The 12,913-nt window shown below is 40.4% G+C and carries 18 protein-coding genes; 7 read left to right on the top strand and 11 right to left on the bottom strand.

All coding sequences use genetic code 11. The annotated features are described in order from the left end of the window. Positions 1-306: 306 nt before the first annotated feature. From ACI4L0_RS02880 to ACI4L0_RS02870, 3 genes are read left to right on the top strand one after another with little or no spacing between them, the layout of a single operon-like run. Positions 307-1,023, top strand: coding sequence for an NAD-binding protein (locus tag ACI4L0_RS02880; RefSeq protein ID WP_439798663.1), 717 nt, complete (start codon positions 307-309; stop codon positions 1,021-1,023). A gap of 3 nt (positions 1,024-1,026) precedes the next feature. Next, positions 1,027-1,734, top strand: a complete 708-nt coding sequence (locus ACI4L0_RS02875; RefSeq protein WP_439798662.1) for an alpha/beta hydrolase — start codon at positions 1,027-1,029, stop codon at positions 1,732-1,734. A 49-nt stretch (positions 1,735-1,783) separates the two neighbouring features. Next, positions 1,784-2,503, top strand: a complete 720-nt coding sequence (locus ACI4L0_RS02870) for a M15 family metallopeptidase (protein ID WP_439798661.1) — start codon at positions 1,784-1,786, stop codon at positions 2,501-2,503. 137 nt (positions 2,504-2,640) lie between these two features. Here ACI4L0_RS02870 and ACI4L0_RS02865 read toward each other — a convergent pair whose 3' ends face one another. Further along, positions 2,641-3,777 (bottom strand): acyltransferase family protein, encoded by a 1,137-nt coding sequence (locus tag ACI4L0_RS02865; protein WP_439798660.1) that lies wholly within the window; start codon positions 3,775-3,777, stop codon positions 2,641-2,643. Positions 3,778-3,939: 162 nt separating this feature from the next. Here ACI4L0_RS02865 and ACI4L0_RS02860 point away from each other — a divergent pair, with 162 nt between their 5' ends. Both ACI4L0_RS02860 and ACI4L0_RS02855 read left to right on the top strand, forming a co-directional pair. After that, positions 3,940-4,329: a helix-turn-helix domain-containing protein gene (locus ACI4L0_RS02860; protein WP_439798659.1), complete on the top strand. Its 390-nt coding sequence runs from the start codon at positions 3,940-3,942 to the stop codon at positions 4,327-4,329. A 368-nt stretch (positions 4,330-4,697) separates the two neighbouring features. Next, positions 4,698-4,907 (top strand): hypothetical protein, encoded by a 210-nt coding sequence (locus tag ACI4L0_RS02855; protein ID WP_439798658.1) that lies wholly within the window; start codon positions 4,698-4,700, stop codon positions 4,905-4,907. 25 nt (positions 4,908-4,932) lie between these two features. Here the strand turns inward: ACI4L0_RS02855 and ACI4L0_RS02850 are convergent, their stop codons facing one another. The 7 genes from ACI4L0_RS02850 to ACI4L0_RS02820 form a co-directional block, all read right to left on the bottom strand. Further along, positions 4,933-5,922: a hypothetical protein gene (locus ACI4L0_RS02850; protein WP_439798657.1), complete on the bottom strand. Its 990-nt coding sequence runs from the start codon at positions 5,920-5,922 to the stop codon at positions 4,933-4,935. 49 nt (positions 5,923-5,971) lie between these two features. After that, positions 5,972-6,400 carry a PIN domain-containing protein gene (locus ACI4L0_RS02845; RefSeq protein WP_439798656.1) on the bottom strand — a complete coding sequence of 143 codons (429 nt, stop codon included), beginning with the start codon at positions 6,398-6,400 and terminating at the stop codon, positions 5,972-5,974. Further along, positions 6,384-6,617, bottom strand: a complete 234-nt coding sequence (locus ACI4L0_RS02840; protein ID WP_439798655.1) for a hypothetical protein — start codon at positions 6,615-6,617, stop codon at positions 6,384-6,386. The genes ACI4L0_RS02845 and ACI4L0_RS02840 overlap by 17 nt, the downstream gene beginning before the upstream one ends. A 158-nt stretch (positions 6,618-6,775) precedes the next feature. Beyond that, positions 6,776-6,928 (bottom strand): hypothetical protein, encoded by a 153-nt coding sequence (locus ACI4L0_RS02835; protein WP_439798654.1) that lies wholly within the window; start codon positions 6,926-6,928, stop codon positions 6,776-6,778. 37 nt (positions 6,929-6,965) lie between these two features. Next, positions 6,966-7,250: a hypothetical protein gene (locus ACI4L0_RS02830; RefSeq protein WP_439798653.1), complete on the bottom strand. Its 285-nt coding sequence runs from the start codon at positions 7,248-7,250 to the stop codon at positions 6,966-6,968. A 67-nt stretch (positions 7,251-7,317) separates the two neighbouring features. Continuing rightward, positions 7,318-7,878 (bottom strand): hypothetical protein, encoded by a 561-nt coding sequence (locus ACI4L0_RS02825; RefSeq protein WP_439798652.1) that lies wholly within the window; start codon positions 7,876-7,878, stop codon positions 7,318-7,320. Between the two features lie 69 nt (positions 7,879-7,947). Then, a complete protein-coding gene (locus tag ACI4L0_RS02820) occupies positions 7,948-8,139 on the bottom strand; it encodes a hypothetical protein (protein ID WP_439798651.1) in 192 nt (63 codons plus the stop codon). Positions 8,140-8,821: 682 nt separating this feature from the next. Between ACI4L0_RS02820 and ACI4L0_RS02815 the strand changes: the two genes are divergently transcribed. Both ACI4L0_RS02815 and ACI4L0_RS02810 read left to right on the top strand, forming a co-directional pair. After that, positions 8,822-9,145, top strand: a complete 324-nt coding sequence (locus ACI4L0_RS02815) for a helix-turn-helix domain-containing protein (RefSeq protein ID WP_439798650.1) — start codon at positions 8,822-8,824, stop codon at positions 9,143-9,145. A 73-nt stretch (positions 9,146-9,218) separates the two neighbouring features. Beyond that, positions 9,219-10,391 (top strand): hypothetical protein, encoded by a 1,173-nt coding sequence (locus ACI4L0_RS02810; protein WP_439798649.1) that lies wholly within the window; start codon positions 9,219-9,221, stop codon positions 10,389-10,391. A 98-nt stretch (positions 10,392-10,489) separates the two neighbouring features. Here ACI4L0_RS02810 and ACI4L0_RS02805 read toward each other — a convergent pair whose 3' ends face one another. The 3 genes from ACI4L0_RS02805 to ACI4L0_RS02795 all read right to left on the bottom strand — a co-directional run bounded on the left by ACI4L0_RS02805 (position 10,490) and on the right by ACI4L0_RS02795 (position 12,853). Continuing rightward, entirely contained in the window at positions 10,490-11,077 is a 588-nt protein-coding gene (locus ACI4L0_RS02805) for a DUF975 family protein (protein WP_439798648.1), read from the bottom strand. A gap of 286 nt (positions 11,078-11,363) precedes the next feature. Then, positions 11,364-12,281, bottom strand: a complete 918-nt coding sequence (locus ACI4L0_RS02800) for an AraC family transcriptional regulator (RefSeq protein WP_439798647.1) — start codon at positions 12,279-12,281, stop codon at positions 11,364-11,366. Between the two features lie 410 nt (positions 12,282-12,691). Continuing rightward, complete coding sequence (locus ACI4L0_RS02795) at positions 12,692-12,853, bottom strand: FeoB-associated Cys-rich membrane protein (protein ID WP_439798646.1); 162 nt, start codon at positions 12,851-12,853, stop codon at positions 12,692-12,694. Between the last annotated feature and the right edge of the window lie 60 nt (positions 12,854-12,913).

The raw sequence follows: 12,913 nt of genomic DNA, 5'->3' as shown, positions 1-12,913 counted from the left end.
CAAAAATATCCGCACCGTCTGGAACGAACAGAAAGAAGAAATTTTTTTTCTGTTGTTGATGTTGTCGCCGTGCTGACGGAAAGTGAAAATTATCAGACTGCACGAAATTATTGGAAAGTATTAAAAAACCATCTAAAAGAAGAATGCAGTCAACCGGTTACAAATTGTAACCGATTAAAAATGAAATCTGCATACAAAAAAATGAGTCTTACTGACGTTTCAACCGCCCCCGTCTCCAACCTTTTCTTTTTCCCCCATGAATGATATTATCAATTTATCAATACGAGGGAACGCGAGGGATACAAAATGGTAACTATTGCAGTCATCGGGCTTGGAACGTTCGGGAGCAGTGTAACTGAGGCATTGCTTGATACGGACACGGAGCTTGTCATTCTGGATAAAGACAGGGAAATTGTTGAAAAATATAAAAATTCGGTGACGAACGCATACATCACGGACGCAATAAGCGAGGCAACTTTGGAAAAAGTCATTCCGCCTGACGTGAATGCCGCAGTCGTTGATTTGGGAAGTCAGCTTGAAACTTCAATTCTTGTTACGAATCACTTAAAAAAACTCGGCGTTCCGCAGATTATCGTAAAGGCGCGTTCTGACGAGCACGGCGAAATTCTAAAACTTGTCGGCGCAACAAAAATCATCTACCCGGATTATGACGCCGCCGTCCACATTGCGCCGATGCTTCTTTCTTCCGCGCTGTTCAACTATATGCAGTTTTCGGAAAATTTTGCGATTGCAGAAGTAAAAGTGCGCAAAGAAATTGAAGGAAAAACGCTTGCAGAAAGTTCGCTCCGCCAGAAATACAGTCTTAACGTAATCGGCTTACGGCTGGAGGATAGCGATGAAATCAAGGCAGCATCAGACCCTCATCTTGTCCTTAACGACCAGATGATTCTGCTTGTCGCAGGAACGCCGCAGTCGATTCGCAATTACACAGACCGCCACGCCACAAGCGAAAAGCAGAAAAAAGACGGAAACATTTTCCGAAAATTTCTGCACAGGAATTAAAATATGAGTACACAGAAAATACAGAATGTAAAAATTGCAGGAATTCCGGCTGTACTTGCCGGAGCAGATACGGACGAGGGATTTTTATTCATTCACGGAAAAATGGGATGCAAGGAAGAAGCCCTTGATTTTGCAGAGCGCGCCGTTCCCAAAGGATTTCAGGTAGCAGGAATTGACTTGCCCGAACACGGAAGCCGCAAAAACGAGGCGGAAAAACTTGTCCCCTGGACGGCAGTTCCGGAAATCCGTGCGGTATACAAAGAACTTTCTGCACGCTGGAAAAAAGTTCACGTGCGGGCAAACAGCATAGGCGCGCTTTTTTCGATGTATGCGCTTCAGAATGAACAGCCGGGAAAAACGCTTTTCGTTTCTCCGCTTGTGGATATGGAACAGCTCATTCTTGGAATGATGGCGCAGTCCGGCGTTACCGAAACAATGCTTGAGCAAAAAGGAGAAATTGAAACTGACTTCGGCGAAACTCTTTCGTGGAAATATCTTTCGTGGGTGCGCTCAAATCCGCTTGTCTGGAACAGACCGTCCGAAATACTGTACGGCACAAACGACAATCTGACCGCCAGAAACACAATCGAACAGTTCTGCGTTAAAAACGCCTGCCGCCTTACCACCGTAGAAAACAGCGAACACTGGTTTCATACGGAAGAACAGCTGAAAGCCCTTCACGACTGGGAAGAACGCGGACTGAAAGACTGATGCTACAAATTTCATTGACTTTTTATCCGCAATTACATACTCTGTTTTCATGAAAAAGATTACTGTAATTATTTTTTCAGTTTTAATTATTTTTTGCGTCTGTGCAATCGCTTTGTGTTCAATCTCAAAAAGAAAATCACAGGCAGCAATAGCAAGCGGATTCTATATAGAAAAGTTCACTAGAAAAAGCGACATCTTCACGCGGATCAAGGGAAAATCATTCAAGGACGACTGCACGCTTCCAGTAAGCGACCTGCGGTATGTCCACGCACTTTGTAAATCAAAAGACGGAACAACCCACCACGGCGAAATGGTCTGCAACAAATATATCGCAGAAAGCCTTCTGGAAATTTTCCGAGAACTGTACAACGCTGATTATCCGATTGAAAAAATGATTCTAATCGATGAATACGATACCGACGATGAAAAGTCAATGAGAGCAAACAATTCTTCCTGCTTCAACTTCAGATTCATTACGCACACAAAGCGCGTTTCAAAGCACGGACTTGGAATGGCAGTGGACATCAATCCTCTTTACAATCCGTTCGTAAAAGAAATTGGCGGAGAGCTTGTAATCGAGCCGGCAACCGCTGTTCCATACACAGACAGGACAGCGGATTTCGACTATAAAATAGATGAAAATGATCTTGCCTACAAGCTTTTTACTGAACGCGGATTTGAATGGGGTGGAAGCTGGGAGGAGCTGAAAGACTATCAGCATTTTGAAGTTCCCACAGAAATCATAGAAAAACTCTATCCACAGAAATAATACAGCAAAAATAAAACAGCAGTTTGCAAAGAATTTTTTTTCTGAACCTGAATTTTCAAAACTGCAAACTGCCGCCGTTGCCTAAAATAAGCACGCCTGTGAAAAAAATTATTCTACAGAAACAGAAGTAAAATCTGCTACCCTCTTCCACCGGTTAAAAGCGCAAAGAACTTAGGGCAGATTTTCTTCAGCAAAATGCCGAGCGCCGTACCGATTGCAACGGTAAGAAGTGTAACGCCGAAATATTCAGCAAGGCAGAAAAACGGATTTTTCATCGGAAAGAATTTCAGCCAGATTCTTTTCAGCATTTCGTTTAAAACTGGTGTATGGATTGCGTAGAGCCAAAATGAAAAGGCTGAAAGATATGACAGTATGCTAAACGCTTTTTCAGAGTGCACAATCACCGCAGAAAGTTTCAAAAACAGAACGCACGCGCACAAAACCGCACACCAGTACATTGCAGATTTTCCAGTTCCATCGCAGAAAGTCCACTCAGAAAAAAAGGACATCAAAAACAAAACGGAAGCCTCGCCCCAGCGTATTTTGTCAATTTTTTCAAACAGCGGAAAATCAAATGTTCCCCAATACAAACCTGCTGTATAGAAAAAAAGCGCCTGTGTCTGCACGAAATAGACATTTACAGGGGCAATAAAAAGAATGCTCACGAACAAAAAAAATCCGCGAGGAAACTTTTTCATAAAAAAGTTAATGACCGGAGAAATCAGCGTAAGAATAACAAGATCTCGGATAAACCAGAACTGATAGACAAATCCCGGAAGTTCGCCAGCACCTTTTTCCGCACTGTACCCGAAAATCTTATGCACCCAGTCAAGCAAAGTCCAGTTCAAAGCGGTATTTTCCGGGTGCTGTACAAACTGCGGAGCAAATTTCAAAACAATCAGTTTCACTCCGGCAGAATAAAAACCGTAAATGACCACCCACAAAAAATACGGCAACACAAGTGACTTAGCCTTTTTCTTAATCAGAACACCGTAGGAATCGTTTTTCCTAGCCTGTAAATACGCAGCAAATAAAAAGAAAAGCGGTACAGCACATCGGGCAATTCCGCTAGAAATAAAAAGCTGCACCCATCTGCCAAACGCATTCTGGTTAAACAAAATCTCCGCACCACCAAGCGCAACAGACTCCGCAATGCTTTCCACCGTAAAATTATTGTGAATAAATACAACAAAAACCGCAAGCAAAAACCTGAGTGACGTAATACGCCTTGAGGTTTCAAAATCAATAACAATCTTTCTCTCTGTGTTTTCCATAAACCCTATTCTACCCCCCATTTTTTGTCAAGGGGGCATTTCATAAAGTCCACTATAAAAATTGTGTTTTAAAAACTAAATAACACAATAGTGTCAAAAGAAAAATTATCACACTTTTGTGTTTTACGCAAGCAAAAGACACAATTGTGCTACGATTTTATTATGAACTTTTGGGAAAACGTTGAAAAAATCAGGGAATATAAAGAAATCTCAAGAAAGGAACTTGCCCTCAGGGCGGACTTTTCCCTGAACAGCATTTCAACGGGAATTGCACGGAACAGCATCCCCCTTGCGGACGTTGCCTGCCGGATTGCGGATGTACTGGGCGTAAGCGTAGAATTTCTTGTAACAGGAAAAACCGCTCAGAAAGGACGGCTTTCCGAAGAGAAGAAAATTGAAGAACAGGCTGAAACAAAAAAAGAGCAGTTCCTGAAATATATGGACGACTATTCTGCAATGGTGGAAGAATTTTCCCTGCTAAGCAAGCCCCTTCAAAAAGCGCTCAAAGAAGTAATCCACGAAGCTTCGGTAAATGCGCAGGGAAATATGTAAAATTATTCACGGCATTTTATGCGCAAGTGTATGGAGCAGCGGCAAAGCCGTTCCGAAACGAAATGGCGCAAGTTTTGTTCACAAAACTTGGGAAGTAAAAACGAAGTTTTTACGCCGAACACCCGACCGCCGGCGAAAGACGGCGGATGCGCCCCGCCCGTAGAAACTTCCTGAAACCTACCCTCTGACAGTCCTTCTTTCCCTGATGCAAAAAAACGCCGTAAACTTTTTTGAACTTTCCGCAGTTTCCGTTTATATTATTGTTGTCTGGCAACAATAAGCCAGCGTGAAATCTGCGTTATTGCAGAGGGTTTCGGGCTCGGCAGCTGCCCAAGGAGCGGGAGCTGCATTTTACGGAGAAAAGATTTATGCAAGACAAAATGCAAGAAAAAGAAGAACTTATTACTGTAGGCTGTCCTGAATGTGGCACTCATTTTTCTTTTAGCAGGAACGTGCTTGATTACAACAACGGAAAAGGCGTAATTCAGTTTTCCTGCACAGGGTGCGGAGATATCGTTCAAATCTTTTATGAACGCGAAAAAGAAATCTTCGTGCAGATTATGTGTCACCTTTATTAAAGCCTTTATTAAAGATTATCGCCCTTTATTTTTTCTGCATAAAAAGCCAGTCGCGCACAGCTTCAATTTTATATCCGTAATTGAATGAAGCGTTGTGTTCAAAGCGCTCCGTGTCAGAAAGGACAGTTCCTTTTTCAAAGCGGATAAAATTGATGTTTTTCTTTTTGGCAATCAGTTTTTTTGCGCGCCTGTTCTGACCGGCTTCATCTTCCTTTGCGCTCCAAGTGCCGAACGAATACGGAACGGAATTTTTCTTAAGCATTTCCATCACCGCAGACTGACCGCCGCTTGCCATAGCATCTCCGCCTGCCGTTATGTAAAAGAATTTTTCGTCTTTTAAACTTTCAAGCACGTCAATATTCCACTGCCCCGAAACAAAAAGCGAAGCCGCAAAAAATCCCGGATTTTTTGAATTCAAATAAAGGCTTATCATACAGCCCATCGACTGCCCCGTCGTGTAAATCCTGTCTGTGTCAACATCGTATTTTTTTGCAATCTCGTTTACAAGCGGAATGACAGACTCGACCTCAACGGAAGTGTTCCAGTCGTCATCAGTCGCAAGAACAGGAAACGCCGGAACAAGAACGATGCACGGATTTTTTTTCTGAACGCTGTCCGACACCCAGATGTCCGCGCCAAAATACTGCTCGACAATTTCCTTCGCACTTTTGCTTACGGAAGACGCGTCCGCAATAAACATCACAAGCGGAAGTTTTTTGCCGGAATGATTTTCAGGAACAAAAAGACTGTATTCAAGCTGCGTTCCGTTCGTGTCAGTAAAAACCGCCTGAACAAATTTTTCCTTCCCCTCGTCAATGACAGAAACAATGTACGGATCAGTTTCAACCTTCACACGCCTGTCGCCCTTTGTCCCGACCTGCATACTCCAGGAACGCCCTTTCGCCTCCGCTCCGTCCGCCGTCTTTTCCGCCTGCACATTCGAATCACAGAACCCCTGCCAGCTCAAAACCGCGCCCAAAACCAGCGCCCCGCAACCTTTCAAAACTTTTTTCATATCATCACCTTTCAGGTTAGTTTATAAATATTTTGTAAAGAAAGCCATTTTATGCCTGACTTTTTGCTTTTCCAATTTCTGTTAAAAACTCTTCTGGAGAAAGCACCTTCAAATTTGAATGATTGTAATCGTTTTTATTCCTTGTGATTATGACATCATATTTATGCGATTCCGCAACAGCATTTTGAACGGAATCTTCAAAATCATTCCAGTCAGAATTCAGCGCCGACAGAATGTCATCTTCCGAAACATCTGCTATATGAATAATCTGAATGAGTTTTAAAAGCAGTTCCTTTACTTTTTCTTTATTTCTGATTTCTTTATAAGCAATATAGTGAATGTCTGTAATGGCAGATGCCGAAACATATTTCTGAATATTATCTTCAGGGAGTTTTAAAATTTGTACCGCACTTTGAACAAAATTTTTTCTGTCCAGAAGCACATCAAGTACGACATTCGTATCAATCAACACTTGCATATTTTTCCAGCCTCTCTGCCCGATATTCTGAAAGCGGTTTTTCAGTGTTCGGAATAGCTCCTACAAGAGAGTCAACGAGCGAATCTTTGTCTGCCTTTTCCTGCGCAGGCTGAATAATAGTGTAAGTGACCAGAACTTCCTGTCCGCGCTCAAATTTTACGGGAGAATCTAATACAATGTGAGAACCGTCAAAATATCCTTTCGCAGTTGCCAGCATATCACACCTCCATACAAATAAAGCGTACGATTACCAAAAGTTTTTGTCAAGTAAGATTTTTTTTGTTGGACAGTCGGGCGTGCCCCTGCGCTCCGCTTCGGGTCGGGCTTTTCGTGGCTCCGCTATCGCTCCGGTGCTCCGCACTTGCCGGGCAACCACTACAATCCCTCACGCAGTAAGCTCGCAGGTGGGCGGTCGGGGCTGCAAGCAGCCCCGGTATTCAAAGTATCTTCTTTTTCAACTTTTGTAATTCTAGAAAATCCGCATTTATCAAAAATATCATTGACTTCAGCAAATTCCTCTTCTGTCATATTGAATTGCTCGTATACAGGTATTCTTGCCGATATTTCACCGTCTTTTCTTTGTTGCAAGAACTTTGTAATACAATCCAAATCCATAGGATATTGCAAAAATTATAAACAACAGAATTAATCCTGTAGAAATTGCATAAATATTCATAGTTGCAAATAATACACCATTAATAATACCTGCAATGTAATACGCAGAAGAACAAATAAACCTTAAAAACAATGAATCTTCCAACGGCAAATATTTTTTGAATATTTTTTTCCAAAGGATATACAGTATTATTCCAGCAACCAAACCGATTAAAGCTCCGATTAAGTATTTCATTAGAAACTCCAATTAAATACAGTTTTCAAAAAAGCTGAAAACTGTATTTAATAATAAAGATAAAATTTCAAACTGTTTTTGAGAAACAGATTACAGCCTTATAGCGGGGGAAAAACAAGCAGCACCGCCCCACGATTGTTTCATACTGTTCAAATTTCCATCCCTGTGAAGCCATCTGATTGATTTTAGCTTCAATTGCAGCACCACGAAGTGTACCCGTACAAAGACCTGCACTTACTTCTTCAACTCTAATAAGCTTCCCATCATTTGTAATAGAAATGTTTTGATTTTCTGCTGATGAACATTCTTCAGTTTCTTCATCTGATTTATATTTTATTCCAGGAACATTCATTGCTATCAATGGAATTGCTATTCTCACTGCATAGCATGTCAGGTTTATAACTGTATATGTTATGGAGTTACCTATTCTGAAAAGTCTAGAAAATTGTCTTAAAAGATCTATTTGAAAACCAAAATAAAAAATCTTTTCAATCAAATAACCTATAGGTAAAAGAGAACAAAGAAAGCCTATTCCCACTATTCCAAGACTTATACAACCACATAGTTTTTTATATTCTTTTGGAATAAAAAAAGTTGCAACAGCAAGCCAAAACGCAATCATTAACATAATAAAATCTCCTTATTGTAATACCAGGTTTCATTTTTTATATGAAATCTGGCATTTGCAATAATAACTTTAGTTTTCTTTTGAAAAACAGATCACAGCCTTATAACGGGGGAAAAACAAGCAGCAGCGACCAATGATTGTTTCATACTGTTCAAATTTCCATCCCTGTGAAGCCATCTGATTGATTTTGGCTTCAATTGCAGCTCCGCGAAGTGTACCCGTACAAAGACCTGCACTTACTTCTTCAACTCTGTAAGTCATATACGACCTCCATTTAATATATTTTTAATGCTCTATGGCACTAAATTACAGTTTTTCGTGTTCCTTCATTACTTTCGCAAGCAGCCTCTCTTTTGCACGTTCAACACGCAGATTTTTCCCGCGGCATTTTTCTCTAAGTTCAAAATATTCTTTTTCGCAGTTATTTGATTTCAGCAAATCTTTTATTATTAGTCTGAAACAAGTTTCGTGCATTTCACATTCAAAATATTCATCTTTATATCCGCGTGTCCGAAGCCTGTATCTGCTTATTTTGAAATAGCGGTATTTATGTTTCGTTGAAAAAACAATTCTGAGAAATTGGGCAAATACAGGAAACGTACAAAAAACAAAAAACGCAGAAATCAATTTTTGTGGAAAATCAAAATTTTTATAGAAGAAAAAAGCGGCTGACAGTAAAATGACAATTCCAAAAAAACATAGATATCCATATAAAAAATACTTAGTAATGAGTTTTAGTATAAAATCCTTCTTTTCTGTTGTTAAAGCCATACCGCTTTCCTGAATAATTACAGTAAAAATGTTTATATTAATAAAGTCTAAAAATGAAAAACTTAGTATAATACTGTATTTTACATTAAATTACTAAAAATTCAAGAAAAAAGTTAAAATATTTTAGTTTTATTCTGTAATATTGTTTCATAGAAAAAGGCATTCTTAATTTATGAATGCAATCAGAGAAACTTTTGTAAATAATTTAAAATACTATCGAAAGCAAAAAGGAATGTCGCAGGAAAAACTTTCATACGCCGTCGGAAAGAGCATCGCCTATATAAATCAGATTGAAAACAAAGACACCTGGCCTCAACCGGAAATGGTAGATAAAATCGCTGTTGCCCTCGAAATTCCGTCATCGGCTCTTTTTGAGGAAAAAGGCAGTCCCGAAAATCAGAAAGCCAGCTTTGCCAGTGAGTTCGGAAAATCTTTGGAAACTGAATTACTTGCACGAATTGAAAAAGACATAAAAGACGTCTGCAAACTCCTTTAACCGTCATTTTTCCCCATATCCAAACCCCAAAAATTGTGCTAAAATAAAACATCCCTCCCAAGGAGAACGAACGATGGCAGAAATTACACGGCTTCCTTACATTTACGAAAGCAAATTTTCCATAAAAAAGGGCGCAAAAAAGACGCTTGAAAAATGCCTTAAATCGCTGAACGAATCTCAGCTTGACAGTATAATTTGCAGTTACGACAACACCGGCACGCTTTCGTTCGGGGCGAAAAAAGAAAAAATCGAATTTCTTTATGCGCAGATTCTTTCGTGCGTTTCGGACTTTTTTGTTTACGACAGTCCGGTTTTGTACGGAACTTTCAAGTATCTTCTGGACACAAAAAACCAAAAGACAGGAATTTCTGACGTTTCGCAGTTCATTCCGATGACGGACGAAAACAAGCAGGAAATTCAGGAATACAATTTTTATTATGATTTAATGGAAGTTCTTTTCAAAAAAGGTTTTGCGTTTCAGTTCTTCAACAAGCGCAGGGGCGACAGTTTTGTAATCCCGGAAGAAATCTGCCAAAAAATCAGCGGCTCTGCAAAAGCTCAGGGCGAAGACGAATTTGGAAAATGGGGGAACATCGACATTTTTGCTTCGCGGATAATTTCGTTTTACGGAATTCTTACGGCAGAAGATTTTGCAATGCTCTGGAACGTTCAGTTTCCGGAAAATCCGCTTTCGTCAGTTCAGGCTGAAAGCCACTTGAAAAAATGTGCGGAAGCAAAAAAATCGTTCGTATGGTTTGATGACATTAAAATCGCGGCAAAAAATTTCCTGCCAAAACCGCAGGCCGCCGATATTCTTGAAAAAAGGCAGGACTTTGAGCTTTATGTTCCGGCAAAAGAAGAAATGAAAGAATGGTGGAACGATTTTTCTTCGTCGGACGACAGTCAGCTTGACTACTGGGACGACTACGAAGCGGAATGGAAAAATCCTGCGTACGGCAATATGAAAACTTTTCTTCAGAACCTGCTCGGAACGGAAAACGACGTCTGGTCAAAAATCCTGTACCGCATAATGTTCTATATAAAAAACAATTTCACGCTCGAAAGTGCGCTTTTGTATCTCCAGAAAAAGTTTGCCCTTCTTGAACGCTTTGACGACAGCCTTTCTCAGCAGTTCGTAGAACTTTACATTGACTTGCACGACAGTTCTCATTCCTGGCTTAACTACGGCTGGAAACCGGACGACCTGCCTGACGAAGAAGAGAGTGAAAGCGATAGTGCGGAATGAGCGGTTGCACTTGCACACATATCGCCGCTTTATATAAAAAAAGCGCACGATTACCGCACGCTTTTGTCAGGGTTTACCTTGTCATTAAGAGTTTTTTTTTACTCCTCTATAGAGTTAGCAGTTTCTTCCTTTAATTTTTCATAGTAATTTATCATAGTTGCATTTATATAAGGTAAAACATAAATTGCAGCAAGACCGAGAGTTATGACACAAAGCAAATACCACCAGAAGAAGCTGAATAAAAGTACAAACAATTCCCATTTATGACCTTTCATCATTTCTTTTGATTTTTTGACTGCTTCACTTCCAGACATTTCAGGATTATCTGCTATTATATAATATGTTAAAGCATATCTAAAACAGGCAATTATTCCAGGAATTATAAGCAGCAAACTCCAAAGAAATATTAAAATAGACATCAAAAGGGTAGCAACAAATGATGTTCCGAACTGATTAAATCCTTTAAATCCTGTATTAAACTGCCCTTTTTTAGTTCTGACTACTTCAATCATAAAAAGTGTTAATCCAAGCTGAAGCGGTCCCTGCAAAAGAAACGGGCCTACAAATGTAAAAGACGAAACTGACTGAATTATCCCAAAAATCAGCAATAATCCAAAAAATGTCCATACATTCCCTTTAATCTGTTCTTTTGCAAGTGTTTTTAATTCACTTCTGCTAATTGACATAAAAATCCTCCTGCGATTTTTTTTACTTCGTTCTGTATCATTCAAAAATGAATTTCCACAGTAAAAATTTAGTATAATACACTATTATTATATTAGGTTACTAAAATTTCAAGAAAAATATTTTAGTTTTATTCTGTAATTCTATTTCATAGAAAAGCCCAACACCACACAGAAAATCAGAAAGCCAGTTTTGCCAGTGAGTTCGGAAAATCTTTGGAAACTGAATTACTTGCACGAATTGAAAAAGACATAAAGGACGTCTGCAAACTCCTTTAAACTCCGCCCCTCACACAATCGGAAAGCAAATCTCCAGTTCCATATACAGGTTCGCACAGTCAATCTTGCGGTAGATGTCGAATGCGCTGCGGTCGTCAAGGCGGTTACCTGTTTCGGAAAGCCAACGGCAAAAAAAATTCTGGTAGGCGGCATAAATCTGCTGGGGAAATCCTTTGTAATGGTAGACTGCGAATTTTCCGCCCTGAATGACGGCAGTACTCGGCATAGAGTTCGTTCCCAAGTCCGCATCTCCGCCGGAAGAGCCGCCGCCAGAAAGCCTGCACTGTGTTTTTAGCCGCGGATCATTTCTGTCCACCGTAAGGCAGATATCGTACATACATGAGTCGCTTTTTGTAATCGAAGGGTCGTCAAAAGTCCGCTCAAGAAAAATCGTTTTATCCGTGATAAAATCCTTGTAGCGTTCGGTAAACTCGCACCAGTCAGACGCAAGGTTGTGATAGTCGCCCTTCCGCCTTTCGTAAAGCACAAAAAAATCGGGGAGCGTTTCTATCGTAATGTGCCGGCAGATTTCCTCATAAGTTTCAAGCTTGTTTTTGACGCCGTGGTAGAACGGATGAAAAACAGACTTTTCCACTATTTCCTTTCTGAACGATGCAGGATTTTTCTGAAAATGCTTTGAAAAAACAGTCGCGTAGTTTGAAGGCGAATAGCCGTAGTCGCTTCCGATTTCCGTAATGGAACGCTTCTGTTCAACTTTCAGACGGAATGCGCTCTGCTCCACCTTCAGCCGCTTGATGAACGCATAAATGCTTTCGCCGGTTTCCGCCTTGAAAAGCCTGTTCAGATAGAATTTTGAAAAACCGCAGACCTCCGCCACATCATCAACGGAAATTCCGCCTTCAAGATGAGAAAGAATAAAATCAATCGCCGCGTTTATAATCTGGTTTTCAATCTGCGCTTCAGCCATAAGAAAATCAGTGTAGCAAAAAACAGGCGAAAGTTAAACAAATTACGCTATTTTTCCACGGAAATCAGTATTTGCATAAAAGACTAGAAAACTGCCCTGATTGCCATGCAGCCTAAAAAAAACTGTCATGCTGCCTAAAAAACTGTCATGCTGAACTTGTTTCAGCATCTGTACTGTATACAGTGCACAGATTCCGAAATAAATTCGGAATGACTTGTCATGCTGTCTAAAAACTCTGTCATGCTGAACTCGTTTCAGCATCTGTACTGTACACACTGTACAGATTCCGAAATAAATTCGGAATGACACTATCAATAACTTCGGAATAACAGCATAAATAATGACACTATGCTTAAAATTTATTAGTCAGCCCCGTGTCATGCCACAAATCATGGCATGTAATGACTGTGCTATTTTTCTCCGCATCCGCAGCAGCAGGAAGATCCGCCGGAACATCCTATGCAGCCAGGCTCTCCGCTTTTCCGGGCATTTTTTTTCTTCTTCAAGATATAACGCACAGCTGAAAAAAGCCATAACAGAAGAACACCGGCGGCAACAATAGTTCCAATCATCCAAAACCTCCCGTAAAACGTCAGCGAAAAATATCAGTGAGCGCTCAGCCGCAAGCAGAG

The sequence above is a fragment of the Treponema sp. genome (assembly GCF_051883275.1).
In the GTDB taxonomy this organism is placed as follows: Bacteria; Spirochaetota; Spirochaetia; order Treponematales; family Treponemataceae; genus Treponema_D.
Note: the sequence above shows the minus strand (reverse complement) of the source record. Positions and strands in the feature narration are given on the sequence as shown.